The organism is Virgibacillus sp. W0430 (genome assembly GCF_051846935.1).
Taxonomy (GTDB): domain Bacteria; phylum Bacillota; class Bacilli; order Bacillales; family Amphibacillaceae; genus JBPYCR01.
In genome coordinates this window covers 62,007-83,310 of the sequence record NZ_JBPYCS010000010.1, presented here as the reverse complement: position 1 = coordinate 83,310, position 21,304 = coordinate 62,007, and the positions used below count along the sequence as shown (strand labels likewise).

General features: G+C 37.6%; 42 protein-coding genes. 1 reads left to right on the top strand and 41 read right to left on the bottom strand.

Going from position 1 to position 21,304, the window contains the following annotated elements; all coding sequences use genetic code 11:
- Positions 1 to 4: 4 nt before the first annotated feature.
- The 41 genes from ACLIBH_RS07560 to ACLIBH_RS07360 form a co-directional block, all read right to left on the bottom strand.
- A complete protein-coding gene (locus tag ACLIBH_RS07560; protein WP_439316092.1) occupies positions 5 to 376 on the bottom strand; it encodes a hypothetical protein in 372 nt (123 codons plus the stop codon).
- Complete coding sequence (locus ACLIBH_RS07555; protein WP_439316091.1) at positions 373 to 693, bottom strand: HK97-gp10 family putative phage morphogenesis protein; 321 nt, start codon at positions 691 to 693, stop codon at positions 373 to 375. Before ACLIBH_RS07555 ends, ACLIBH_RS07560 begins: the two co-directional genes overlap by 4 nt.
- Positions 683 to 991 carry a phage head closure protein gene (locus tag ACLIBH_RS07550; RefSeq protein WP_439316090.1) on the bottom strand — a complete coding sequence of 103 codons (309 nt, stop codon included), beginning with the start codon at positions 989 to 991 and terminating at the stop codon, positions 683 to 685. Before ACLIBH_RS07550 ends, ACLIBH_RS07555 begins: the two co-directional genes overlap by 11 nt.
- Positions 985 to 1,272 (bottom strand): phage head-tail connector protein, encoded by a 288-nt coding sequence (locus ACLIBH_RS07545; protein WP_439316089.1) that lies wholly within the window; start codon positions 1,270 to 1,272, stop codon positions 985 to 987. Before ACLIBH_RS07545 ends, ACLIBH_RS07550 begins: the two co-directional genes overlap by 7 nt.
- Entirely contained in the window at positions 1,273 to 1,407 is a 135-nt protein-coding gene (locus ACLIBH_RS07540; protein ID WP_439316088.1) for a hypothetical protein, read from the bottom strand.
- 42 nt (positions 1,408 to 1,449) lie between these two features.
- Complete coding sequence (locus ACLIBH_RS07535; protein ID WP_439316087.1) at positions 1,450 to 2,265, bottom strand: N4-gp56 family major capsid protein; 816 nt, start codon at positions 2,263 to 2,265, stop codon at positions 1,450 to 1,452.
- Positions 2,266 to 2,269: 4 nt separating this feature from the next.
- Positions 2,270 to 2,887: a phage scaffolding protein gene (locus ACLIBH_RS07530; protein WP_439316086.1), complete on the bottom strand. Its 618-nt coding sequence runs from the start codon at positions 2,885 to 2,887 to the stop codon at positions 2,270 to 2,272.
- Positions 2,888 to 3,299: 412 nt separating this feature from the next.
- Complete coding sequence (locus ACLIBH_RS07525) at positions 3,300 to 3,461, bottom strand: hypothetical protein (protein ID WP_439316085.1); 162 nt, start codon at positions 3,459 to 3,461, stop codon at positions 3,300 to 3,302.
- Between the two features lie 4 nt (positions 3,462 to 3,465).
- On the bottom strand, positions 3,466 to 3,651 hold the full coding sequence (locus ACLIBH_RS07520; RefSeq protein WP_439316084.1) for a hypothetical protein: 186 nt from the start codon (positions 3,649 to 3,651) through the stop codon (positions 3,466 to 3,468).
- A 239-nt stretch (positions 3,652 to 3,890) separates the two neighbouring features.
- On the bottom strand, positions 3,891 to 4,070 hold the full coding sequence (locus tag ACLIBH_RS07515) for a YqaE/Pmp3 family membrane protein (protein WP_439316083.1): 180 nt from the start codon (positions 4,068 to 4,070) through the stop codon (positions 3,891 to 3,893).
- Positions 4,071 to 4,111: 41 nt separating this feature from the next.
- Positions 4,112 to 5,002, bottom strand: coding sequence for a phage minor head protein (locus ACLIBH_RS07510; protein ID WP_439316082.1), 891 nt, complete (start codon positions 5,000 to 5,002; stop codon positions 4,112 to 4,114).
- Positions 4,995 to 6,404 (bottom strand): phage portal protein, encoded by a 1,410-nt coding sequence (locus ACLIBH_RS07505; RefSeq protein ID WP_439316081.1) that lies wholly within the window; start codon positions 6,402 to 6,404, stop codon positions 4,995 to 4,997. The genes ACLIBH_RS07510 and ACLIBH_RS07505 overlap by 8 nt, the downstream gene beginning before the upstream one ends.
- A 5-nt stretch (positions 6,405 to 6,409) precedes the next feature.
- On the bottom strand, positions 6,410 to 7,678 hold the full coding sequence (locus tag ACLIBH_RS07500) for a PBSX family phage terminase large subunit (RefSeq protein WP_439316106.1): 1,269 nt from the start codon (positions 7,676 to 7,678) through the stop codon (positions 6,410 to 6,412).
- Positions 7,665 to 8,510 (bottom strand): terminase small subunit, encoded by an 846-nt coding sequence (locus ACLIBH_RS07495; protein WP_439316080.1) that lies wholly within the window; start codon positions 8,508 to 8,510, stop codon positions 7,665 to 7,667. The genes ACLIBH_RS07500 and ACLIBH_RS07495 overlap by 14 nt, the downstream gene beginning before the upstream one ends.
- Before the next feature lie 120 nt (positions 8,511 to 8,630).
- The gene (locus ACLIBH_RS07490; protein WP_439316079.1) at positions 8,631 to 9,122 is read right to left on the bottom strand and encodes a sigma factor-like helix-turn-helix DNA-binding protein; all 492 of its coding nucleotides are present in this window, start codon (positions 9,120 to 9,122) and stop codon (positions 8,631 to 8,633) included.
- 11 nt (positions 9,123 to 9,133) lie between these two features.
- Positions 9,134 to 9,304 carry a hypothetical protein gene (locus ACLIBH_RS07485; RefSeq protein WP_439316078.1) on the bottom strand — a complete coding sequence of 57 codons (171 nt, stop codon included), beginning with the start codon at positions 9,302 to 9,304 and terminating at the stop codon, positions 9,134 to 9,136.
- A gap of 383 nt (positions 9,305 to 9,687) precedes the next feature.
- Entirely contained in the window at positions 9,688 to 9,855 is a 168-nt protein-coding gene (locus tag ACLIBH_RS07480) for a DUF3954 domain-containing protein (RefSeq protein WP_439316077.1), read from the bottom strand.
- Between the two features lie 63 nt (positions 9,856 to 9,918).
- Complete coding sequence (locus tag ACLIBH_RS07475; protein ID WP_439316076.1) at positions 9,919 to 10,113, bottom strand: hypothetical protein; 195 nt, start codon at positions 10,111 to 10,113, stop codon at positions 9,919 to 9,921.
- Between the two features lie 13 nt (positions 10,114 to 10,126).
- Positions 10,127 to 10,270 (bottom strand): DUF6011 domain-containing protein, encoded by a 144-nt coding sequence (locus ACLIBH_RS07470; protein WP_439316075.1) that lies wholly within the window; start codon positions 10,268 to 10,270, stop codon positions 10,127 to 10,129.
- Positions 10,271 to 10,406: 136 nt separating this feature from the next.
- Positions 10,407 to 10,637, bottom strand: coding sequence for a hypothetical protein (locus ACLIBH_RS07465; RefSeq protein ID WP_439316074.1), 231 nt, complete (start codon positions 10,635 to 10,637; stop codon positions 10,407 to 10,409).
- A gap of 34 nt (positions 10,638 to 10,671) precedes the next feature.
- Positions 10,672 to 11,196 carry a Holliday junction resolvase RecU gene (locus tag ACLIBH_RS07460; RefSeq protein ID WP_439316073.1) on the bottom strand — a complete coding sequence of 175 codons (525 nt, stop codon included), beginning with the start codon at positions 11,194 to 11,196 and terminating at the stop codon, positions 10,672 to 10,674.
- A complete protein-coding gene (locus tag ACLIBH_RS07455; protein ID WP_439316072.1) occupies positions 11,196 to 11,855 on the bottom strand; it encodes a dUTP diphosphatase in 660 nt (219 codons plus the stop codon). The genes ACLIBH_RS07460 and ACLIBH_RS07455 overlap by 1 nt, the downstream gene beginning before the upstream one ends.
- Positions 11,855 to 12,034, bottom strand: coding sequence for a hypothetical protein (locus tag ACLIBH_RS07450; RefSeq protein WP_439316071.1), 180 nt, complete (start codon positions 12,032 to 12,034; stop codon positions 11,855 to 11,857). The genes ACLIBH_RS07455 and ACLIBH_RS07450 overlap by 1 nt, the downstream gene beginning before the upstream one ends.
- Entirely contained in the window at positions 12,034 to 12,171 is a 138-nt protein-coding gene (locus ACLIBH_RS07445) for a hypothetical protein (RefSeq protein ID WP_439316070.1), read from the bottom strand. The genes ACLIBH_RS07450 and ACLIBH_RS07445 overlap by 1 nt, the downstream gene beginning before the upstream one ends.
- Positions 12,155 to 12,310 (bottom strand): hypothetical protein, encoded by a 156-nt coding sequence (locus ACLIBH_RS07440; protein ID WP_439316069.1) that lies wholly within the window; start codon positions 12,308 to 12,310, stop codon positions 12,155 to 12,157. The genes ACLIBH_RS07445 and ACLIBH_RS07440 overlap by 17 nt, the downstream gene beginning before the upstream one ends.
- Complete coding sequence (locus ACLIBH_RS07435) at positions 12,297 to 12,626, bottom strand: hypothetical protein (protein WP_439316068.1); 330 nt, start codon at positions 12,624 to 12,626, stop codon at positions 12,297 to 12,299. Before ACLIBH_RS07435 ends, ACLIBH_RS07440 begins: the two co-directional genes overlap by 14 nt.
- 39 nt (positions 12,627 to 12,665) lie before the next feature.
- The gene (locus ACLIBH_RS07430) at positions 12,666 to 12,896 is read right to left on the bottom strand and encodes a hypothetical protein (protein ID WP_439316067.1); all 231 of its coding nucleotides are present in this window, start codon (positions 12,894 to 12,896) and stop codon (positions 12,666 to 12,668) included.
- A 50-nt stretch (positions 12,897 to 12,946) separates the two neighbouring features.
- On the bottom strand, positions 12,947 to 13,108 hold the full coding sequence (locus tag ACLIBH_RS07425; RefSeq protein ID WP_439316066.1) for a hypothetical protein: 162 nt from the start codon (positions 13,106 to 13,108) through the stop codon (positions 12,947 to 12,949).
- 6 nt (positions 13,109 to 13,114) lie between these two features.
- A complete protein-coding gene (locus ACLIBH_RS07420) occupies positions 13,115 to 13,369 on the bottom strand; it encodes a hypothetical protein (RefSeq protein ID WP_439316065.1) in 255 nt (84 codons plus the stop codon).
- The gene (locus ACLIBH_RS07415) at positions 13,366 to 14,268 is read right to left on the bottom strand and encodes a DnaD domain-containing protein (RefSeq protein WP_439316064.1); all 903 of its coding nucleotides are present in this window, start codon (positions 14,266 to 14,268) and stop codon (positions 13,366 to 13,368) included. The genes ACLIBH_RS07420 and ACLIBH_RS07415 overlap by 4 nt, the downstream gene beginning before the upstream one ends.
- 17 nt (positions 14,269 to 14,285) lie before the next feature.
- On the bottom strand, positions 14,286 to 14,987 hold the full coding sequence (locus ACLIBH_RS07410; RefSeq protein ID WP_439316063.1) for an MBL fold metallo-hydrolase: 702 nt from the start codon (positions 14,985 to 14,987) through the stop codon (positions 14,286 to 14,288).
- On the bottom strand, positions 14,987 to 15,916 hold the full coding sequence (locus ACLIBH_RS07405; RefSeq protein WP_439316062.1) for a recombinase RecT: 930 nt from the start codon (positions 15,914 to 15,916) through the stop codon (positions 14,987 to 14,989). Before ACLIBH_RS07405 ends, ACLIBH_RS07410 begins: the two co-directional genes overlap by 1 nt.
- Entirely contained in the window at positions 15,917 to 16,099 is a 183-nt protein-coding gene (locus tag ACLIBH_RS07400) for a hypothetical protein (RefSeq protein ID WP_439316061.1), read from the bottom strand.
- The gene (locus ACLIBH_RS07395; protein ID WP_439316060.1) at positions 16,100 to 18,106 is read right to left on the bottom strand and encodes a hypothetical protein; all 2,007 of its coding nucleotides are present in this window, start codon (positions 18,104 to 18,106) and stop codon (positions 16,100 to 16,102) included.
- 83 nt (positions 18,107 to 18,189) lie between these two features.
- A complete protein-coding gene (locus tag ACLIBH_RS07390) occupies positions 18,190 to 18,459 on the bottom strand; it encodes a hypothetical protein (RefSeq protein WP_439316059.1) in 270 nt (89 codons plus the stop codon).
- Positions 18,460 to 18,552: 93 nt separating this feature from the next.
- Entirely contained in the window at positions 18,553 to 18,834 is a 282-nt protein-coding gene (locus tag ACLIBH_RS07385; protein ID WP_439316058.1) for a hypothetical protein, read from the bottom strand.
- 81 nt (positions 18,835 to 18,915) lie between these two features.
- Positions 18,916 to 19,197, bottom strand: coding sequence for a helix-turn-helix domain-containing protein (locus ACLIBH_RS07380; RefSeq protein ID WP_439316057.1), 282 nt, complete (start codon positions 19,195 to 19,197; stop codon positions 18,916 to 18,918).
- A gap of 79 nt (positions 19,198 to 19,276) precedes the next feature.
- A complete protein-coding gene (locus ACLIBH_RS07375; protein ID WP_439316105.1) occupies positions 19,277 to 19,555 on the bottom strand; it encodes a helix-turn-helix domain-containing protein in 279 nt (92 codons plus the stop codon).
- A gap of 6 nt (positions 19,556 to 19,561) precedes the next feature.
- The gene (locus tag ACLIBH_RS07370) at positions 19,562 to 20,275 is read right to left on the bottom strand and encodes an ORF6C domain-containing protein (protein ID WP_439316056.1); all 714 of its coding nucleotides are present in this window, start codon (positions 20,273 to 20,275) and stop codon (positions 19,562 to 19,564) included.
- A gap of 200 nt (positions 20,276 to 20,475) precedes the next feature.
- A complete protein-coding gene (locus ACLIBH_RS07365) occupies positions 20,476 to 20,718 on the bottom strand; it encodes a helix-turn-helix transcriptional regulator (RefSeq protein WP_439316055.1) in 243 nt (80 codons plus the stop codon).
- Positions 20,719 to 20,722: 4 nt separating this feature from the next.
- Positions 20,723 to 20,905: a helix-turn-helix domain-containing protein gene (locus ACLIBH_RS07360; RefSeq protein WP_439316054.1), complete on the bottom strand. Its 183-nt coding sequence runs from the start codon at positions 20,903 to 20,905 to the stop codon at positions 20,723 to 20,725.
- Positions 20,906 to 20,992: 87 nt separating this feature from the next.
- Between ACLIBH_RS07360 and ACLIBH_RS07355 the strand changes: the two genes are divergently transcribed.
- A complete protein-coding gene (locus ACLIBH_RS07355; protein ID WP_439316053.1) occupies positions 20,993 to 21,166 on the top strand; it encodes a YjzC family protein in 174 nt (57 codons plus the stop codon).
- Positions 21,167 to 21,304 lie beyond the last annotated feature (138 nt).

Below are 21,304 nucleotides of genomic sequence, written 5' to 3'. Positions count from 1 at the left end.
TTAATTACCTCCTGTAAGTTTTTAAAATAGTTGTTACGTCATAACGTTTAATTTGCGCATCCGAATCGGGTATGTGACCCATATATGGACGATCCATAAACAGTAAATTACTATTATCCAAGTTCATAAAATTAATCAAAGCTGTTCTAATGTTATCTGCCAATTCTAGTACTCGTTTATCGGATGTTCCCTCTGGTTTATCCCAGCAACTGACTTCGAGCATGTAATCATCACGACCGGTTTCCGTGCTTGCGATTGGCGATAGTTTATACACCGCATATGGAAAATCTGCACCCTCCGGTGCTTGTGTTCGGTAGGTTTGATAATTATGTGCGTTGTCTATTTGTTGATAGAGTACAGTCATTACATCCATCATAATTTGTAGTTCCTTTCGGCAATCTTTTTCAATTGCGCTAGGTTGTTCATAATTCCGCTTTTTAAATAACTCTGACTCGCCATCTTACTTGTACCAAGTTCCACGAAAATAGGATAATCTTCTGACATGAGCGTTGAACCCACATATACCCCATCTTTGTCTGTATGGTAATTAATACTCGATCTAAGCGCACCTGTTGCGACTGGTGTATTCAGCTTAACAAAACCCTCCGCACCTTTTCCGACTGCTTCAAGCATATTATTCTGCGCTTTATCCATACGCTGTCTGACTTGTTTACGATTTGATTTAAATTTCATAGCGTTCACCTGTATATTTCAGCGTTATTTCTAACTGCCTATCAAGGTTATTCGGGTTGTCAACGTCCTTAACCTCGTAAATCTCGTTATCAATAATAAAGCGATCTGTATTTTTCACGTCTACGATTTCAAAAATGATAAATATATGCGTGGATAGTTGACCTAGTTTATCGCTTGCGAGTACTTCATCACCGCTTAATTTATCGAGTGTACCCTCTATTTCAAGATGATTCGCCCATTGGTACTCTGTGCCGCCTGCGCCATCATCAACTGCCATATGACGTTGCACAATTACCATCGCAAACGCCGCCTAAGACCTTTTGTGATATCAGAAGGATAGTCGTTAGCGTAGGTTATCGAATGTCTAGAAAGACTTTCGGATTGTATGCCTGTTTTTTTGTTAAGTTGGTATTCTATCATGCGAATAGCGTTAATATCATAATCAGCGGGAATCTCTTCAATATTGCAGTATCCTTTTATATGCGATTCCACGATCGGAATTAATGCAAGTACTTGCTCGTCTTTGTTCGTGATTCCTGTTGCTGATTTAAACTTTTCTAACGTGACCAATACGATCACCTACTTCTTCGTTTTCTTTTTATTTTCGGATTGTTTCGCTTGAGCCTTTTGTCCTTCTTTCCTCCCGGTTTTACCCTGCCTTTTTTCTTCATTTTCTTGCTCCTTTAATCGTTTTTTGTAGCGATAAATTAGCATTGTTTTCCTCCTCAAATTAAAAAGAGAGGTTTACCCCCCTTTTTATGTTGCAGCCGTTGTGATTTTTACAGCCTTTGATTCGTCATATAAATGCGCTCCATAGTGTTGATCAGCTGTAATAACCGTTGTCTTGTGTACAATATCACGATCATCCTCAATATCCACATTACGTTTCATGTAGATTGCAAGCGCGCCACTTTTAACAAGGTAGGCTGTTCCTTCCGCTACCTTACGAGAACGTACTACTTGCGCACCTAGCACCTCACCAAATACACCTTTAACGAGGATATCATCCCCTAAATCGGATGCACGTGTCCAGTCGCCGCCTGAGCTTTTGCGAAGTTTGGCAACGTCTTTCGGGTTAGCGATCAATACCATTGGTTCAGTGTCCTCATCATTGAAAATCCCTTGCGCTGCATCAATAGCATCAATGTCGATTCCGTTCGCCTTTGGTGATTCATACGTTAATGCAGTAGTGCCTAATGCTGTTAATACATCGTTGTCTACTTTGTTAGCAATGGCCATTTTAAGTTGCTTTCCTGCTTCACCTACTGGATCACCATAACCAGATAACACAGCTTCGTCTGTAAGCTCTACCCCTTTACCAGCTTTCTTGATCGTGAAGTCCTCTGTTGCGGTTTCGAGCAAGCTAAGATCAATAGCTGCACCTTCTGCAACGTCTGTTGCATCTCCAATATATTTAAAACGCGGAACAGTTACTGTTGACCCCGGTTGACCTTCTAACGTATTGTCTACTACCGCAATCGGAGCAAAACGAATCGCATCTGGCAATTCTGCCGAAATCATATCTGCTAAAACCTGTGGATCTACCATGTTTGCTTTTTTTGTTTGTACCATTTTATCATTCTCCCTTTATGATTTTTTCGTATTCTTCTGGATTCTCTTGCTTGAATTGAACCCTTTCTTTATACGACATTTTGTTAATATCGTCCCTCGTTAATCCTTTAGGTTCGCCACCGCCTACATGCGGTTGTCTGCCCTCTAACCCTCTAGGTTTATCCTCACCAAATAAATAAGCATCGCTTTCTTTGAGTGCTGTTAGTTGATCTTCCAAGCCTAACAACGTTTCGCCATCTAGTTTGATAGATTCGGTGTCTAGTAGTGCTTTGACCGCTTTTGGATTTTTAGCCTGTGCGTTTGCAATGGCTTTTTCCAATGCAAAATCAAACGCTTGTTTTTCTAGCTTTTGTTGCAGTTCTTCGGTTGCTGTTTTGTTGTCCTTTTTCAGTTGCTCGATCGTGTTAGTTAATTCTTCGTTATCCTTTACCTTTTCAGACAAATCATTGAGTTGTGTGTCACGGTCTTTGATCTGCGTTTGCAAGTCCTCGATTTGACTTTCCAAATCGTCTACTTTATCAGCTTTTTCTTTAACAGAATTGATGCTCTTACCATGTTCTCTCATTACTGCCTCAATCTGTTCATCAGATAAGCCTTGCTCTCTCAAAAATTCTCTGTTCATTTCCATTTCTCCCTTACGTTGTTTTTACGTGGGTATCGACCACGGAAGGTTGTGCTTTAACGTTGCACAAACGAAAGGTTGCATAATAAATAAGCCTTTTAATGACATGCTAAGGTCAAGTAGCTAACGTGTGCTACTAACGAGATGTAAGATCACCACCTATTCACATTCTCTCATATCATCAATAATTAATTGCCTGCCTAACTCAACCAATCCTAAAATACTGGTGTTTGGCATCTTGCTCCAACCACAGCGTATTACATCATCGTCATCGATAGTAAAATAAACAATATTTTTTATTCTCCCATCTTTGGTTGCTCGCTCCAAGTTTTCTGCTATATAAATAGGGGTAACCTCGCCATTTTTTCTTGCCTTCTTTCCGAAAAATCAATTGTTTTCAACTCATCACCACCTATCCAATAGTAACTTGGTCGCCCGCTTTGTTAGTGTCGGTTATCGGAGTTCCAAAACGATCATATTCAGCGCGCTGCTCGTTTGGCTCGGTAATCTTCTGCAACTCAATCCGAATCAACCGCAATTCTTTAGCTATTTCTTTAGCGTATTTGTCATTCATGGCTTCACTCCTCTGCGGCAATGTTACATAATTTTCTTTGATATATATTTAACTCTTGTTTAAGTTTGGAAACTTCTTCATCCCTTGCATCTATTTCTTTGTAAGGTATTGATGCCAACTTGTTTCTTACTTCAACTATTTTACGCTCATATTCTCTGGCCAACTTTTTTTGTTTTGACCACCAAAACACGCCATCACCTCTTTATATTCAAACAAAAAAGCCACCTGAAGAGGTAGCTTAATTTTATAGTGGTTCATCATCATTTAGGAAACCGACAATGTCAGTATCTCTTCCAAATATCTTCTGTAATTCTAATCTAATGATATGCCTGGTATGTCCGTTTGTTCTTTCGTGATTATAGATGTTGCGCACCATTTCCATGCACTGCTTCGGAAACTCTGCATTAATAACATTGATTTTATGTTCAGTCATCGTGCATACTTTTCCGCTCGTTTATCTGCTTTATGTTCATTAACTACCAAAATAGCATGAACAACACCTGGTACATATAATAATAAGCACAATCCAAAATTAAGAAACGCTTGTATAGGTTTTCCGACAAGCAAGACAGCCACTGGCGGCAATAGAATGGCTAATAAATACAACATGCACACAACCTCCTATGTATTATTAGGTATATTCTACCAAACTATTTTAAAGATTCATAGAATTCGTTGTATGTTTTGTATTCGGTAATGCCAACACCCCGCACCCTGCGCTCGTTAGGTTCGAATCCGTCAACAATTTCTATCATGTCACATCTGCAATTAATATCTTCTTCTGCACTTCCAAGCATACCAGGTGCTGGTCCAGAACCTTCTTCCCCTTCAAAATCAGCATCAATGTCAATGGTGACACCATCCAAATCTTGGTGTGATTCTCTTGTTGAACCATCCACTGTTGCTAGCCATTGCTTTTTAAGCGTTATCCCTGCTTCCGCACCTTCTTCCAGGCTATCTAACTTACCAACCTGGCGAACCCTATGATTTTCTGTTTGTGCTATTCGCATAACATTAGTTGCTCCAACGTCCATACGTCGCTTTATGCGTTTTACCGTTGCGCTGTATGCTTCACCTTGGATTAAACCTTGTGCTAATTGTTCCCGTAGTTGACGTGTTAATCTCGCTTGGTTATCTCGATTACGTTGCAGGAAACCAACTCTATCTAACGGATTTTTTATTGCTTTTTCAACTAGTTTACGATCAAGTATAGAAAAGCCTAAATCAGATTTGACCTCATTCGACAGTACCCAAGCTGTACGGTAAAAAGATTCCTCGTATACATCGGCCATTCCTTTTTTTAACGTCATAGCGTTCTTTCCAGTCAATTTACCGATTTCTTGCGCTATTTCTTTTTCCAGCTTTGCTAATCGATTATAACGCTGCATTTCTATCCAGTTACCATCGTATTTTTCGTATATAAATGCTATTTTAGAGCGTAATTCTTTCAGTGTGATTTGATAGTTACGTATGAGTTCCCGCTCGAATTTCTTTTCTAGTCGGTCTAATGCACGTTTATTTTGCTTTTGTTGTTTATTCATCGTCATCTATTGGATTTTTGCCCAAGTCCACTATTTCTTCTTTTTCTAACCTCTGCTTTTCCACTTCAACATCACGCACAAATGGATGATTTTCAAGTATAGTTTCTTGACTCACAATACCCATAGACTGTTGCGCCATCTGAACCTTTTCATATTCGTTTGTAATCATCGACTTGTTAAATGTGATCGTAATATCCTTGTGATCGATGTCTTTATTTTGCGAGATTGATAGATATTCGCACACGAACCATAGGAAAATTTGAATTGCACGGGTAAACTTTCTTTCTGTAATACTTGCTTTCATATCTAAATTCGAGTAGAGAAACTTCAATGCCACACCGCTAGGACTGTTCCCGAATTTGTCGGTATCTAGGTCAAGCCCGAGACCAAAGTTATATATATTAGTCCCTACTCGATCTAGGAAGCTGTCTAAGCTGTTTATGGGCATTTCTCCTTGAACAATATCCAATCCTCCATTTTCCCCATCAACTGCAACGCCTTTGAAACGTTTTAGATTGGTAATAGCTTCTTCCATATCCGTACCATCGTATCCTTTAAGCACATATAACAATTGCTGAATATCCTCTAGCGTATTCGCACCATCGGCTACTAGTAGGTCATAAACGTCAATATAGTCTTTAATAAACAGTAAATCACTTACTCTTTCCTCGTTGTTCATAAATTCGATGAAAGGTGTATAACCCCACCCATAGCCTTGATCTGCATATTTGAAATGTGATGCAGGGTTTTCTTCATAATTCACATCTCGCACCAACTGGCCATTATGATATTCATAATACGTTACAAATTGGTCATCCCATAACTCTACTTTTTCTGTACCATCGTCTAATGAATAAACTCGTATAAATCCGATCAAATCCTTGCGCTTGGTATTGTCATAAATTGGAATACCTTCCTGTGCATGGACGATCATGTAATCAAACTCGCCGTTTTCATCAATGAACGGATGCAACCATTCCCTGCCTTTATTAGAAGCACATTTAGTCAGCTCCGGCATGATATCGTTGAATTGATCTCCTAGCATTTCGTTGATCGACTCCACTACGCTATCATCATCGTTTTTTGAGTTAAAAGTGATCGGCTCTCCGACTAAATAAGCTGTTTTTTGATCGACTAATAATTTATGCCAGCCACTAGCCATTTTGTTGTTCGTTGCTTCGTGATCAATTACTTTTTGGCCATCGTTGGTATATTTATAGATTTTACGATTCATGATGTCGTTTTTCTTAAAATAATAATCCACACCTTCTTGGTAAATGGATGGATTATGTTTTTCGATGTATTCTTTTATAATTTCTGTTTTACTCATTTTATTTTCTGCAATGAATTGGTTAAGTCTGTCTGTTTCTTGGTTTACGAATGGTGTAATTATTTTGATCACCTGCCTTAATTAATGAATGTGATACCCTTTCTGAATAACACTGTATTTACGAAATAACGGTCACCGTCCATGTGGTGATCGTTTTCTTTAATCGGCTTATCTTCCCCGCGATCTGCTGCCTTTTCATCCCAAACGTAGGAGGAAAATTCTCTTTTGGTATGCGTACAGCAATCGTTGTATTTTATTTTCTTTTCGTTTAGCGCTGTCGCTACATTACGAATACCATTAACAACATCATTCTTGGCGTCTCTAACTACAAATCCATCTTTTTTGAGCTGCGCTTTGAAAGATGCGGCAGATGGATCCACTATTATTGCCGTTACTTTCAGATCACCGACAAATTCCTTTAAGTCTATGCTGTATTCCCTGTCCGTTTTCTGCTTTCCGTCACGGCCACTATGATGATACTCTTTGACCTTGTACCAAACACCATTAAACAAACCCCACAAGCCAAACGTTGTAGGGTTCTGTGTTCCGTAGTCAATAGATACATAGTATTTCGTGTAAGGTCTATCAATCGTCTTAACAACATGCTTATTTTCATTGAACATGTCATATATGATGCCCTCTGCTAACACCCATAGACCCAATATATAACGTTGAAAGAAAACGCCACTATACAACCGTTTATAACGTTCTTTGATCTTTTCCGATAGTGATAAATTATCGTCCATCGTAAAGTGAAGGTGCAGCATGTTCTTTTCTTCCAGTTGATCTAAGTACTCAGTTTTGAACCAATGATAAGGCCCTTCTGGGTTGCAGTTGAACCACAGTTTCGAACCTTCCACCGAACAACGCGCCGTTGCTTGGTTAACAAATGATTCAGGCATAAGCGCCACTTCATCGAAAAACATTCCAGCAAGTGTTATCCCTTGTATTAAATCTTGCGAGCCTTCGTCTTTACCACCGAAAACATAAAAGTAATTTGTTACACCGTTTCGTGTGATTGACAGCATGTTATCTGCTCGATGATCCTTAACATTATAACCACGAGACCGCAACATGCGTTTCAATGGCCTTATGACGTTTCTGCGGAATGAGCCAATTGTCTTTCCGGCCATACCTAAATTCTCGTCGTCAAACGTCTCCATTGCCCACATAACATAAGACAATGACATGACGACAGTTTTGCCAGCACGCACCGAACCATCACATATGATGCCGTCTTTATCTTTGTGTGGCGATCTGTCAGTCCACCAATTTAATACTTTCAACTGTTTTTCAGAAAATGGTTTGAATTTGAATAGTGCTGGTTTCTTTTTACTCATCGTCATCATCCCATATGTCTGTTGATGACTTTATTGCATCCATAAATCCGTCATCTTCGTATTCGGTGCCATCTTCACCTTTTGTCTTAGCGATCTCGGCTTTTAATTTTTCCTCTTGCAAACGTTTCTTGTCATTGTCAGAAAGGAGATCAAAGTATTTAGACAGCATTTCAAGAGCCTTCATCTTGTCGGCTAACTTAACTGATACGCCATCTTTTCCTTTTTTTACTTCTGTAATGATAGTTCCATCTACTTCGTCACTGTTTTTTAAATTCACGTAACTAATCGAGTAGGTGACTTCATTTCCATCATCATCAATCATCGGTTCTAGGTTTTGATCGAGTTCAGGTCTTTCATCTTGTCCGAAGTCCACAAAGTCTGTAATATCAGCAAAAGCAATATCAATGTATTTTTGCAATATGTCATCAACACTAACCAACTTGTCACCCAGTCGCTCTTTCTTCAATCTGTCAATCTCCGCACTTATATTAGGTTTTCTTAGATGTCTATGTCCTTCAACCATCGCCGTTGTATAAGCGCACTCATAAGCCTTCTGATATGCCTTAGTCGCATTGAAGTATTTAATGTAGTAAATACAAAAAAGCCTTTGTTTATCTGTCAGATTTCCCGACTGGATAACAGGCTCTTTTTCCTCTTTTTTCGGTTGCATCCTTTTCGTTTTGGTTGCATCCTTTTTCACAGTTGCATCCCTTGACCATTTTTCCCTGCTTTTCCTGCTTTTCAATGTACCTAATTTGACGCCATGTTTATCGGCCAAGTCCTTCAAGGTGATCTTAGTGCTTTCCCATTCTTTTTGTATTTCAGACCAGTTTGGCATTGTCACATATCCACCACCATCCCACTATATAAGTTTAATACTGTATATCCAGTAGACCTCACGGTCTTAATCTTTGACTGTCGCTTCCAGTAATGCTCTTATTAAAGACCCCTTCACTAATTAGTTGGCAACTGTATGACAATCGTATGACAAGATTTTTTTGTTAATTTTTTCATTCGCGCGATTAATGAACGTTTGAACAGAACTTTTACTAATATTTAATTCTTCACCAATATGAGCCATACTCATTTCATAAGCATTATGGAGAATAAAACACTGTCTTTCGCGAACAGATAAAACGACTAAAATATCAATAATTGCTTGTTTTTGCTCCTCAGAAACATGTTGTTTTGGCTCGATCTCTAAAGATGGGAATAAATCCATATCCATTAACACTCGCCTTTGGTAAATCGAACGTCTGTCAAGACCCCTTAATGACCCCGGCTCTTTTCCGATTTTGAGCCAATCTATCGAATATGACATATCACGAGTCATACTGTTAATCTGTTTTTTATCCTGCTTATCCTCTATCGAATCGCCAAGCTCTGATAACATATGCCTTAAATCCCTACGTCCTTGCTCATATTCGCCTATTAGTTTATCAGCCCACATATCTTTGCCCCCTATTTATCCAACGTGATTTTTACAAGTGCCGTTGTAGAAATAATTAAAGCTGCCATCGATGCAACAAACGTTATTTTTAACTGCAACCAATCAGCTAACGAATATACAACCGTAAACATAAATGCAAATGCGATAATTGATAGTGCAAAATACTTGATAAACTCCTTCATGATCTAACCCCTCCCAAAATATAAAAAGGACACCAAACAACGCTTTATTGCGTCATTCAGTGTCCCCGGTTTTTCCGATAGACTTATTTATATATTCTTAATGCTGTGCTCGCTAGTTCCCTCGCCGTGACATCGAATGTGTGTTCACAGTCTGGTGTATGCAATTTACCCAAATTCCAACTCCAACAATTCGGGCCGCTGAATCCGAACGTCTTTATGGACATGTCAAACAGCTTTGTCAGAGTCGACATGTCGTTGTTTTTAATTGCTCGCTTGATATCGTCCCTGATAGAGTCCGAGTATATAATCCTCCTCACAACATGCTCCATTCCTTCTTGTTTGACATCAATATCATCGAATAAGGTCAGTTGCATGCGTTCACCTCATTTTTTAGTATACGAAACCTCATAATGCGTCGGCTTTCCACCCTGCCAAGTTATCACTTGTTTTCCGAATCCCTCACCAGGTACATCTATTTTTTCGATCTTTCCATCAACAACCTTATATACTGCATTTTCTTTTAAACTTATTGTAGCTTTGTTATCATTCACCAGGACCCCTCCTTGTGGTATAATGAATCTAACTTGTGAGAGTCGGGAGAGATCCTGGCTTTTTTATTTTACTTCCTGTACCTCGATTGAATATGAAACAAAATCCCTTGATTTCTTGTTTAATTCAATGTGCTTATCCCATGCCTTGTCAATATCTGAATGTATTTCTACTAGTCTTGTTCTAGTAACCTCTTCAAGCATGATAGTTTTTTTAATCGTTTCCCAAATTACGTAAACTTTCTTACCTTTGAATTTCATTTACCTCTCTCCTTTAAGCAATCTCATCAATCGTCAAATGGTTTTTCTCGAATTCTTCCTGCTCTTTCAAGTGCTTTTTATAACAAACTGGCCCAAATCCTGTTTCAATAGATTTTTCTGTTTTCAATTTCCTACCGCATCTGTTACAGCTGTTCATTATTCCAACTCCCCCTTCCTGCTTAAATAAGCTTTCCTATACGCAACTAACGCCCCTACATACAGTGCTCCAAATACTATTAAACTTGCTGTTATGATTGTTGTCATTTTGATTCTCCTTTTGTTTTGTGGTCGAACTATGCCATATTGTTTAATGCTCTTTTAAACGTTTCTAAGTCACTCTTTATTAATTCTTCCGCTTTCAATTGCGCTTGAAATGACCCTTGTACTTCAAATTCATGATGCTTAAATCTATACCATCCGAAACCACGTTTCGCAGGTCTATTAATTGTGCTTAATGTGTAACCTTCTTTCGTTTTCCAGTTTCCTGGAAAGTTTAGCAACCAATTATATTTTGTGCTTTTCATTTTTTACACTTCTCCTTCTGTCGCATCATTTGTCTTATGCTGCAACCCCTATCAATCTATCAACCACGCTCAAGTAATCTAACGGAACCCCACTGCCCGATTGAACCCTGTATCCGTACACTTCCAAATCCCCTAACGGAATGGACTTCCTACCGCCCGATTTTGAGTCTTTCACATATTTTTGAAGCATACCATTCGGAACAATTAAAACCTCTCTAATCACCCTTAAATCGATTATTAGGAATGATATAGCCCCTTGCTTTTCTGCTTGATTCAAATATTTAACTTGGTCATCTGTAATGTTGTTTAACGGGAACCGTTTTTCTTTAACGGATTTTGCTTCAAAGACGATTGCTTTTCCTCGGTAAACGCCATCGTAATCTACGGTCGATTTCTTATCAAACACGCATATATGTTGATGTCCTTTCGTTTTTCCGATGATCTTCATGGGCGTTGGCCGTTTATTGATCAACGCTATTCCTTTTTGCTTGTAAATCTGATTCGTGTAATCTAGTAGGTTTTCAAAAGCTTGTCCACGTTTTCCGTAATAGGTTGACATTAATATCCCTCATTTTGGCGTGCGTGATTAACTTTGTTTTTATCCATGTAAGCCTGTTCGATTTGTTCCCAAGTGAAGCCTAAATCTGATTCACCTAAACCAACAAAACACTCAAATATATCTTTATAAGCTTCATTTATATCTGCATTTGTTATTGATGCTGGTAAATTAACATCTAAATACGTGTTTAGCGTTGATACATAAGAGAACAATTCGTTAAATGCCTCTGTTGTTGTAGCCCCTGTCAAATCACCTTCAACACATACATCATCTGATTTAATTCCTAATTCCAAACCAATACTTAGTATAAAATGCAGGCAGTCTACGTATTCTTCTAATAAAGGATTATAAAAATGAACACCGCAACCATCGCAATTTTCGCACTGACCGATTATTTTGGTAGGCTTGTTTACATCATCGTAAAATATTGGTTGTCCATTACACTCTTTGCATACATCATTTTCGTTTGGAATCCATTCATTTGGTTCCTTATTAACCTTCCAAAACTTAAACCCCCGCCACTCATTAGCCAACTCCCCCAATTCCACTTGCAAAGCTAAAATCTTTTTATCTAGCAAGTCTTGTCCTACAAGCTGTTTTTCTAGTAAAATTCGAGCATCCAGTTCTGTTTGCATTTCAAATAATTTTGATAGATTCATTACGCCACATCCTTTAAGTATTTGTTTTCTGTATAATGCTTCGCTGTTTCAAAGTATTTAAATACTTTCCTTTCCACATTTCCGCTTTTTCCTACAACCTGCAGCGACCATCCAGCCTTAACTTTTTGTATTCGGATTTTGTAATCATCCGTTTCATACATGATTTTTTTTATTCCCATTAGAACCAGCTCGCATGTGGTGATTCTACTTTTACTTCAAGAGCGCTTTCTCTTAGTTGATTATCAAAACATTCTTCACACAAACTGCTGCGCTCATTCCATTCGACAATCGCATTACACTCAATACATTTTTTCATTTTCCAGTCTCCTTTTTAAAATGCTGATTTCCTTTTGTGCGTCCGCGTATGCTGCTGACAACGTTTCTACTTCATCCTTCAAGCTTCTAGTAATCTTGTCATTGTTTTTCGCCTGTCGACTTCTTTCAATCTGATTCACTCTCCAATGCTTCATAAATTTGTTTTATTTGTTTCGGGTAATGTGCATGCAGCCTCATGCTTTCAATAGCTCCCCAATAGCGTTTGTTTTGTTCCTGTTCTTTGTGTAATCTTCTAGCAGTTTCTACTGCAACTTTTGCACCGTGGTCTAAGTTGTTTCCCAACTCCTGCACTCGTTCAGCTTGTTCGATCATCCATTTAAATAAATCTATTCGCTTTTGCGTGTACTCTATATCTTCTGGGTCTGTCTTTAAAGATAACAAGTCGTACATGCTCCTTAACCATTCATCAGCTTGTTTTAACATTTCTTTACTCATTATTCTTCACCCTCCTTCGCTTTATGGTCGAAATGTGTATTAATCTTCTTGGCAACCACAAAGTAACATTCCGTCTTCTGTCCATTCTCCGCAACTCTCACATTGCTTTTCTATTTGAAAACCTTCGAACTGATAAACAGCCCTTACTGTGTATGATTTATCACAGTTGGAACAGGTTATATCTTCCTCTTTCTCGTCCCAGTTTGATTGATGGTCCTCTACAACGTAATCGCAGTAAGGACATATTTGTTCATCTTGTAATTCGTCCATTTTATAATCTCCTTTACGTCACATTTTCTGTCTAATCGTCGTAATACGAACTAAACTCTAATCACTTTTTTATCAGCATTGATCTTTATAAAATGTTCTACTAATACGTTTGCTTGATCCCATTCACGATAATTTGCAATTGGCAAGTCGTTAATAATCACTCTAAAATAACCGCCAAGTATTTGAGCTATTTCTACTTTTATTTCAGCCATTAATTTTTACTCCTTCGCATTTTTCGTATTAAAATTATAAGCAAGTGGTTGTAAATCCACTCTGTTTCCGTATGCTTGATGCAACAGTGCGATAATGACTTCGATCGGTTCACGTTTTATTTTTTGTGCAATATCTTCGTAGTGAATGCCGTTGTTATGTAAATCTGTGATGACTTGTAATTGTTCTTTGTGCATTCGAAATTCTAAATCTCCATCCAGCAGTGTTACGTAATCCCTAGCTCGTTCTGGCAATGCACTCATGATTCACCACTCGCTTTCGATGTGTGTTTTGCTAACATGGCCATGATTTCTGCTTTTTCTTTTTCATCAACCGGTTGTTCAGTTTTCATGCTTGTTCCTTGTCGCTTACGTTGTTTAAACCAGTCAGGAACGGTTTCTTTTTGGATAGGCTGCTTACTAAACCTTGATTGCTGCTGATTCTTAAATTCAATATCCTCTGCATTTGCCTGTTCAATCGTTTTAATTCCTTTTTCATGCCAAGATTTTAAGATAGATTTTGTATATCCCCAACTAGGCTTGTTTCGTTCCAGTGATCTTTTCATAGCTTCGATCACCATTTCATCACCGAAATCATTTATCCAGTCGAGCATTTCCTCCGAAATTTGTGGTCTGATCATTCCGATGTTGTTTTGGTAGAAAACGATGGCATCATTTTTTTCATGCGCGCTAGTAGTAGTAGATATTTTTATATAATTATTTAAATTATTATAATTATTGTTTGTGTTCATCTGTTGTTCATCTGTTGTTCGTTTGTTGTTCAATTGATGTTCAGTTCCATGTTCAGTTTTATTAAATACATTTTGGTAAACATCATATTTAATAATGGTTACAACGCTATATTTGTTAGTGCTTTTGATGTTCAACATTCGTTGTTTTTGTAAGTTGTTTAAATAACGCCACCAAGTCAACTTATCAAGCCTTTGTTTCGGTTTAACTCCCTTATTTAACTCTTCTGATAGTGCAAATCTACCTGTAATAAATTGACCTCTTTTGATTTCTATCATTTGATTACCGACCAATTGTTCTCGATCTGTATGAGAAGCTTCAAATAAGCAATATATCCACAATTTAAGGTAATTGGGGTCCGACCATATTGGATTGTCCATTAGTTTTCTGTGCAAACTGATAAATCCTTTCATTTTCATACCCCCAACTCTTATGCTATATAAACTACTTTTCCAGTAAGCTGCTGAATCTCTTTCTTAAACAATTTTTCATCCGAATTACTATCTGATAAATGCATTAGATGAATCTCCTGCACCTTAGATAAGTCATTTGCTTTCAGAAACTCTTTAACGTTTTCTAAGCTAAAATGTGATCTTATTAAACGCTTTTTCATACCTTTATGGACACGTCCTGTTGAAATGTTTTCGTTTAGAATATCCTTGCTATAATTTGCTTCAATCATGATGTGTGTGAGGCCTTTAAACTTGTACCTGACATAAAAGGTATCAGTAGCGAATAAAAGCTTCTCACCAGCTTTATTTTGAAGCAGGAACCCATATGGTTCTGAAACATCATGTTCAACATCAAACGGAAGTATCGTCCATGTTCCAATTGTGAATTGCCGCTTATTTTCAACTACTTTTATGCGATGATGTTTTATACCTTCTGCATCCGCTGTTCCTTGTGACATATAACAATTAATGCCTGCTCGCAAAACTTCTTTTAAGCCTTTTGTATGGTCTTTATGTTCATGTGATACTAAACAACCTTTTATACTAGAAGTCTTGAATTCTAGCGCTATTTGAATTTCTTTGAACGATATTCCGCATTCTAGTAATAAGGGAGTGCTACCATCTGTAACGTGGTAGCAATTCCCCTTTGAACTGGAAGCAAGAGTTGTTATTTTAATCATTAGAAACTCGGTCCTTTTGCTGTAACTGGTTCCTGTTGTTCCATGTCATTCATAACTTGTTCAACTTCAGAATCTTCTTTTTCTGTATCAGGAGAAGTGATTTCTCCTGTTTCCTGGTCAACTTCCGATACATCAATATCGATGTACTCTGAATTAGCATTCTCGTTAATTTCTTGCTGTGCTTCAGCTTCTGCTATTGCGTCATCCTGCCGGTTAAAATGTTGTATCACTAAGCTGCTATCATCAGAACTATTCAAGAATTTCTTGCATGCCCTGTTTATGACAGTTTTCTTAGCCATTTCCTGCCTAAATTTATCGTGAGTGGATCCTTCTTTTTCCTTTTTATTGCCTTTGCCCCACATTTGCGACTGTGACCAGGCTTGTCTTATTTCTTCAATTGTCATCAATTCGTGGTAAGTTGTATTTGAATCCAGCACGATCGTTGCGTAAGCACCAATAATATTTTCTTTGTCGATACTCCCAAATTTCTGTTTATGTTTTAAATTGGTGATTTTACCGTTTACCATTTCGTAATCCACATCGTCGCCGTCATAAATCACGTTTGCATTGATTTCCTTGGCTCCAGTAACTCGTTTAGTGACAGCCATTGTGCCAAAGTATGAGCGTTGAAATGTTAACTGGTTTCCGTAAACGATGAAGTACCCTTGCTTCTTTGTTGGATTAAGGCCTTGTACAACCATGTCTAATAATGCATTTGCGATAGAGTCTCTTGTGCAAACTTCTAAAGCAGGCTTCTTGTTTCGATCTTGTGTGTTTTGCAGAGTAAGCCATGCGCTTTTCATAGCATTGTCCGGGCTATAACCCGCAGGGAAATGAATTTCTCCCTGCTCTTGGAAATGTCGAACCCTTTCTGCCACAACATCCACAGTATCTTTCTTAACCATTGCTAATTGATTTTGGTTGCTCATTTATTTCTCCTCCTCATTAATAAAATCAAGTACCTTGGTTGCTGATTCTGGTTTAATGACACTGGCGGTAATACCAGCACCCTTGTATTCATTGCAGAAATTATTAAATGCTTTTCCTAAACCAGTCTGAATTTGTTCGTCTGTCGCATTTGAAACCTCTAAAACCAATACAATTTTACTCATTTACGCAACCTCGCTTTCAGACTTAGCTTCAACCCTTAGCTGCTTGTCCTGTTCTGAAACAACCAGGCTGATCAACTGTGCATCAATATCAATCAACTTAGTAACCGATTCAGCGTTATCTACAAAGATTGGAGCTGATACACCGTAATGCGTGGATAACGTGTTAATAATGTCTAAACCTACATTGATACGTGCCGCATTGTTCAAACCACCGGAATAAGGAACACCTTCATAAGTTGTTTCGCAAACTTCCCTTAAACCGCCGTTTATCTGCGTTTCGAATAGCTTAAACCGAGCATATTTAAACTTACTGTTGATTTTGCTTTCAAGAATATTAACCTTTGTACGGATAAATTCTTCTGTTAGGTACAACTGATGTTCCAGTTCTTCAAACTCTGCAGCTAATGATTTTTCTTGTTCTTCCAGTTCCTTAATTCGTTTATGTGATTGTTCAGATTGCGCTAATTTGCTTAAATCAACCTGCAGTTCATTTTGTTTTGTCTTCAATTCTGTAATCTCTTGCTGTGTAGCTTGGATTGTTTCAGCAACTGATACTTGCATTTGTTCAATCCTCTGTTCTAACGTTTGTTTTTCTTCATCTAACTTAATGTAAGAAGCGTTTTCTTCAATCGGCTTAACGGTTGATTTAGCCGTTTCAATTTCCTGCTCCAAACGCTCAATATCACTTGATTTCTTCTTGCCTTGATCCGTGATCTTATCAATTTTTGATTGAATGGATTCATTTTCTCGTTTGATTGATTCTACTTTTCCTTTAAGTTCAATACCTTCTTTGTTGATGGTCTCCATGCGCTCACTAATGTGTTCAAGAAGCTTTGATTTATTGAGATTAAATTTAGTTGCAGCTTCCGTTATTTGATCTTGTGGAAGGTCTTGCTCACAAGTAGGACAAACACATTCCGATTCATGGTTAAATTCTTGTGCATTTTGTTCTTCATACTGCTTTTGACTCTCTTTATATTGATCTCGTAACTGGTTCATTTGCTTTTCAATGTCTTTAATGTGATTTTCATTCATGTTTTTACGTTGTTCATGACTTCTAATATCGTTTCTTAGGATGGAAAGGTTAGATTGTTCTTCCTGGAGCCTTGTTTGCAGTTTGAATAATTCCTGCTGTTCGTTTTGAGTATGCTCATTTCGGACATTTGCGATTTTTAAATCAATATCGCTGATTTGCCTTTTCAGTTCGTTAATTTCTGATCCGTTTTTAATGCTGTTTATTTGCTCGTTTTTCGCTTCAATTTCAAACGAAACATTATCAATAGAGCCTTTTATACTCGCTTCATCCAAACCCGTTAAATCAGGTAATCCTCTATGAATCTCATCAATTCGAACGGGGATCCGTTCAAGTTCCTCGTTAATTTCTTTTCGTTTAGCAGCAATCACTTTTTTATGATCTTCAATAGTTCGATTGCCTAATATTTCAGTTAGCTTAGACAAATCTCCGTTCGAATTAATCACATCTTGATCTGTTATATCTCCGGCTATTTCTAGGAGCAAATCACGACGTTTTTTATCGTTTAGTTGTTCATTAAAGTAGGCAGGATTGGTTAACAGTTTAAAAATACCTTCATCTACAATTGAATGAATCGTGTCCTCATACTCTTTTTTCTTGGATGGAACGCTATCTACAAAATAATCCGTAGTATGGCCAGTGAATTCCTTCGTAACGGATCCGCGCTTTTTAGTCCATTGTTCCTTGTACACCTTTTTGAGAACTAATTGTTTGCCGTCCACTAACAAACTCGCTTCCACTTCGTGATCCAAGTTGTGGATTGTTTTACCATCAAGAAGCGTTTTAATTTCAAACTTTGTTGAGTTGCTACTGTCCTTACTGAAAAGCAACCAAACAAAAGCATCAAACAACGTTGTCTTACCGGTCGCATTGTCACCAAATACCTTTATGTCATTTCCGGCAGCATTGAGTTCAAAATACTTAATCCCCTTAAAATTGGTTAGCTTCAAATTGAGTAATCTAATATCCTTCACAAAAATCCCTCCGTATTGATATAATTGGGATATTCGCTTATAATATGGGTAGATGAATATAGCGAATATCCGATGACTAGTGCCTAGCTAGTCATTTTTTTATGTCCTTCAAATGCTTCTTGATGTTCTTGCGCGGTTACAAAAGTAATGTATTCATAACCGTTTAACCAAAAACTTAAATGATAATTTCCACTTTTAGTGAATACTTTTTCTACATTCAATTCATGATTAGTAACGATATCCAAAAACATTTCCTTTTCTAGATGAAAACTTTGCCCCGTCAAACAAGTAATACCTATTCTTTCTGCTTTTGATAGTGCTTTTGAATGAGAATTTAACTCTTTCAAATCCAAATTGATCACTCCTCTCATGCATTGATCATCGTGTAGTACAAAAGCGCCAACGTTCCGATAAAACACAACAGATAAAAGCTTTTAACAAATCGATCACTCATGCTTGTACATCCTCACAACTTGTATATTTATTCCTGCAGCACCCATTTGTTCCAACAATCTGTTCCGACGATCTATTTCATTCTTCTTTCGTGCAAGCTGTACTAATTCGTGTAAAGACTTAATCATATCTACAGATCTATGTTGTGCTAATTCTATTTCTATTTCTCCTTTGTCTATATGAGCCGTTACAAGTGCTAAGCAATCCTTGAAGCTATGAAATTCTTTTGAAGCTTCATATAGATCATTCGGCAAAAAATGTTCATGTAATTTCATATGACCCCTCCTAAATTTGGCTAATGATAAAACAGATCAGTATAACTGCGCCTACAATAGCTGCATGTCCATCGTTTACCTTCAAAAAATCACTCCTAGTAAGATTGTTCCGACTGCTGTTATTCCAGAATCTAGTAAGTTTTGTAATATGCTTAAACCATCAACTCCGCATAAAAATGCAACCATCACTTCCTGCGAGTGCGTATTTGTTACCCAAGCTTGTACCATCGAAATACTCGGTTCTTTCGTGCCGTTCTCGTATTTAGAAACGTCCGATTGGTTGATATACAACTTATCCGCTAACTCTTCTTGACTAATTCCTTCTCGATCACGGCACGCTTTTAAAATCGCGCCGTATTTCATCTTCTATCCCCCTTCCTTTATTCCGAATCGGAATACTAATCCAAAGAAAAAAGTATTATTATATAAGTACCACCCCCCCTTAGATTGCTTGTTTTGTTTGCTGTTCAATCCAGTTCATCATAGCCGTGTAAGGTATGCGGATCCGGTTGCCATCCCGCAAGGCCGGAAACCCATTAAATTCTGATTGCTGACAAAGTTCGTATGTACGAGTGATTCCAAAGCGCAAAATTTGCGCCGCCTCTTTCACTGTCAGAAATCTCGGAACCTCGTTATACCCGTGCGATTCGAGCAAGTGCTTGATGTCCTGCAAGTGCTTCTCGTTTTCCTCTCGCACGATTTGTCGGATAACTTCTTCCATAGACACTTAGATCACCTCTCGAATGGATTGCTGCCTATTTTGATTATCAATTTCAATTCTTAGACTTGTTGAAGGTTGCCACATTCCAATAAAGCGCAATCCATCTTCAAATTTTTTCTTTGGCAGTTCACCATACCTTGGTATTTCAAAATGGTTCTTAAAGTCTCTCCAAAAAGCTGAAAATACTTTGAACGCCATTCCCTTATATGCAGGGGAAGATTTACCGCCCAATGTTTCAACAACGATGCTATTTGCCTTTTTCCGGATAACATGCTCTTGGTTTCCATCGATGCGCATTGTTTCTTCTAAGTTGGTAATGCGTTCGTTATGCTCTTCTAGTGTTTCTGACGCTTCTAGTGATAGTTTCATAGATGCTTTTAGTTGTTCTTTTTCAGACAAGACTCTTGGTTTACTAAGTTCTTTTTCCATCTGGTTAAAAGCGTTCATGTAATTAATCTTGAATTGCATTGCTTGTCTTCCAGTAAAGCCCATAACTAATAATGTAAAACCGTCACGATTAATTAAATATTGTCTGTACTCTTGCTTATTCTGTTCATGGATGTAAGTTGTCTCATAAAATAGGCTTGCCCAATTTTCGGCTACCCCCTGCATTGAATCGATTGCATCCAGCACGTGTTTATGTTTCTTGTCAAAATCTCTTGCGACATTCCTTGAACTCGTAACTACTTCGTCATTGTTTTTAAAAACTAATTGATCCATATTTTTACCTCCTGGTTATTGTTTTGATTTCAGACTAACAAATTAGGCATTTTCCAATTCTTGTTTTATTTTCTTTCGTTTAGTGTTAGATATTACTTACAAAATTGAGTTATCGATATTTTCATTTCACCATGTTTTACTTTGCTTCACCTGCTTCGGTTAATTGGAAAAAATGCGTGTACTCCTTGTCAAGCACTTTTTTATAAATCTGGAAAAAGAATTTCGAATGGCTGATTAAAAACCTGTTCAATCTTTAATGAAAGTTCAAGACTGGGTTTCGTTCTCCCGTTCTCTAAAAAACCCACAGTTGCTTTTGAAGTATTTAATAGTTTTGCTAATTCTTTTTGAGTGAGGTTTTTATTCTTTCTTTCTTGGATCAATCGAGTTCTTTTTGGTCCTTTTATATTGTGATACTCAAGACTGGATGGTTTAGCTTTTTTCATTCAATCACCTCCTTAAATCGTCTAAAGTAATACCTAATGCGTCTGCAAGTTTGCACATCACCTTAAAGGTGGGGTTTGGATCATTGCTGTTTTCGATGTTTTGCAATGTTGATTCATTTAAACCACTCAATTTCGCTAACTTGTAACGAGATATACCTTTTGACTTTCTAATTCGCTTTAAATTCAATATATGGTATCTCCTTTCAATTGTTTGCCACTACATATTGTGGTAAGCTGTTATATAAGAACATAGTTTCTTATTTTTCTAAGGGGGGTGAATACCATAGCTAGTTTGAAAAAGCCTGGAATGGATAACCAACGACCTGGAAAATACAAAGAAGTTGGTCCAAGAGGTGGAAAGGTCAATAAGCCGAGAACTGTAAAAATTGATCCTGGCGACCGCCTACCTCCCACTCAAGAAAAAGGTCATAAATGGAAAAAACAATAATCCTGTAGAGGTCATTGTTCACGCAATGACTTCTATAACTTGATTTTCCTTTTAGAAAAACACCAACAAAGTCCGAAAATATTTAATTGAATCCAAGATTCTGCAAAACGAATACCATCTTCTTCGTACTTTGTAATA

Bases quoted from the DNA above. Each gene is read 5' to 3' on its own strand.
- ACLIBH_RS07450 (WP_439316071.1), bottom strand. From the start codon at position 12,034: ATGGGAATAAAAAAAATCATGTATGAAACGGATGATTACAAAATCCGA.
- ACLIBH_RS07465 (WP_439316074.1), bottom strand. From the start codon at position 10,637: ATGAAAAGCACAAAATATAATTGGTTGCTAAACTTTCCAGGAAACTGG.
- ACLIBH_RS07445 (WP_439316070.1), bottom strand. From the start codon at position 12,171: ATGAAAAAATGTATTGAGTGTAATGCGATTGTCGAATGGAATGAGCGC.
- ACLIBH_RS07435 (WP_439316068.1), bottom strand. From the start codon at position 12,626: ATGAGTAAAGAAATGTTAAAACAAGCTGATGAATGGTTAAGGAGCATG.
- ACLIBH_RS07400 (WP_439316061.1), bottom strand. From the start codon at position 16,099: ATGAGTAAAATTGTATTGGTTTTAGAGGTTTCAAATGCGACAGACGAA.
- ACLIBH_RS07490 (WP_439316079.1), bottom strand. From the start codon at position 9,122: ATGTGGGCTGATAAACTAATAGGCGAATATGAGCAAGGACGTAGGGAT.
- ACLIBH_RS07410 (WP_439316063.1), bottom strand. From the start codon at position 14,987: ATGATTAAAATAACAACTCTTGCTTCCAGTTCAAAGGGGAATTGCTAC.
- ACLIBH_RS07385 (WP_439316058.1), bottom strand. From the start codon at position 18,834: ATGAAATTACATGAACATTTTTTGCCGAATGATCTATATGAAGCTTCA.
- ACLIBH_RS07470 (WP_439316075.1), bottom strand. From the start codon at position 10,270: ATGAACAGCTGTAACAGATGCGGTAGGAAATTGAAAACAGAAAAATCT.
- ACLIBH_RS07475 (WP_439316076.1), bottom strand. From the start codon at position 10,113: ATGAAATTCAAAGGTAAGAAAGTTTACGTAATTTGGGAAACGATTAAA.
- ACLIBH_RS07530 (WP_439316086.1), bottom strand. From the start codon at position 2,887: ATGAACAGAGAATTTTTGAGAGAGCAAGGCTTATCTGATGAACAGATT.
- ACLIBH_RS07365 (WP_439316055.1), bottom strand. From the start codon at position 20,718: ATGAAAAAAGCTAAACCATCCAGTCTTGAGTATCACAATATAAAAGGA.
- ACLIBH_RS07430 (WP_439316067.1), bottom strand. From the start codon at position 12,896: ATGGACGAATTACAAGATGAACAAATATGTCCTTACTGCGATTACGTT.
- ACLIBH_RS07535 (WP_439316087.1), bottom strand. From the start codon at position 2,265: ATGGTACAAACAAAAAAAGCAAACATGGTAGATCCACAGGTTTTAGCA.
- ACLIBH_RS07500 (WP_439316106.1), bottom strand. From the start codon at position 7,678: ATGACGATGAGTAAAAAGAAACCAGCACTATTCAAATTCAAACCATTT.
- ACLIBH_RS07375 (WP_439316105.1), bottom strand. From the start codon at position 19,555: ATGGAAGAAGTTATCCGACAAATCGTGCGAGAGGAAAACGAGAAGCAC.
- ACLIBH_RS07495 (WP_439316080.1), bottom strand. From the start codon at position 8,510: ATGCCAAACTGGTCTGAAATACAAAAAGAATGGGAAAGCACTAAGATC.
- ACLIBH_RS07370 (WP_439316056.1), bottom strand. From the start codon at position 20,275: ATGGATCAATTAGTTTTTAAAAACAATGACGAAGTAGTTACGAGTTCA.
- ACLIBH_RS07485 (WP_439316078.1), bottom strand. From the start codon at position 9,304: ATGAAGGAGTTTATCAAGTATTTTGCACTATCAATTATCGCATTTGCA.
- ACLIBH_RS07460 (WP_439316073.1), bottom strand. From the start codon at position 11,196: ATGTCAACCTATTACGGAAAACGTGGACAAGCTTTTGAAAACCTACTA.
- ACLIBH_RS07540 (WP_439316088.1), bottom strand. From the start codon at position 1,407: ATGCTAATTTATCGCTACAAAAAACGATTAAAGGAGCAAGAAAATGAA.
- ACLIBH_RS07510 (WP_439316082.1), bottom strand. From the start codon at position 5,002: ATGAATAAACAACAAAAGCAAAATAAACGTGCATTAGACCGACTAGAA.
- ACLIBH_RS07525 (WP_439316085.1), bottom strand. From the start codon at position 3,461: ATGAATGACAAATACGCTAAAGAAATAGCTAAAGAATTGCGGTTGATT.
- ACLIBH_RS07380 (WP_439316057.1), bottom strand. From the start codon at position 19,197: ATGAAATACGGCGCGATTTTAAAAGCGTGCCGTGATCGAGAAGGAATT.
- ACLIBH_RS07405 (WP_439316062.1), bottom strand. From the start codon at position 15,916: ATGAGCAACCAAAATCAATTAGCAATGGTTAAGAAAGATACTGTGGAT.
- ACLIBH_RS07415 (WP_439316064.1), bottom strand. From the start codon at position 14,268: ATGAAAGGATTTATCAGTTTGCACAGAAAACTAATGGACAATCCAATA.
- ACLIBH_RS07550 (WP_439316090.1), bottom strand. From the start codon at position 991: ATGGTAATTGTGCAACGTCATATGGCAGTTGATGATGGCGCAGGCGGC.
- ACLIBH_RS07555 (WP_439316091.1), bottom strand. From the start codon at position 693: ATGAAATTTAAATCAAATCGTAAACAAGTCAGACAGCGTATGGATAAA.
- ACLIBH_RS07420 (WP_439316065.1), bottom strand. From the start codon at position 13,369: ATGAGTGCATTGCCAGAACGAGCTAGGGATTACGTAACACTGCTGGAT.
- ACLIBH_RS07560 (WP_439316092.1), bottom strand. From the start codon at position 376: ATGATGGATGTAATGACTGTACTCTATCAACAAATAGACAACGCACAT.
- ACLIBH_RS07455 (WP_439316072.1), bottom strand. From the start codon at position 11,855: ATGAATCTATCAAAATTATTTGAAATGCAAACAGAACTGGATGCTCGA.
- ACLIBH_RS07425 (WP_439316066.1), bottom strand. From the start codon at position 13,108: ATGGCTGAAATAAAAGTAGAAATAGCTCAAATACTTGGCGGTTATTTT.
- ACLIBH_RS07515 (WP_439316083.1), bottom strand. From the start codon at position 4,070: ATGTTGTATTTATTAGCCATTCTATTGCCGCCAGTGGCTGTCTTGCTT.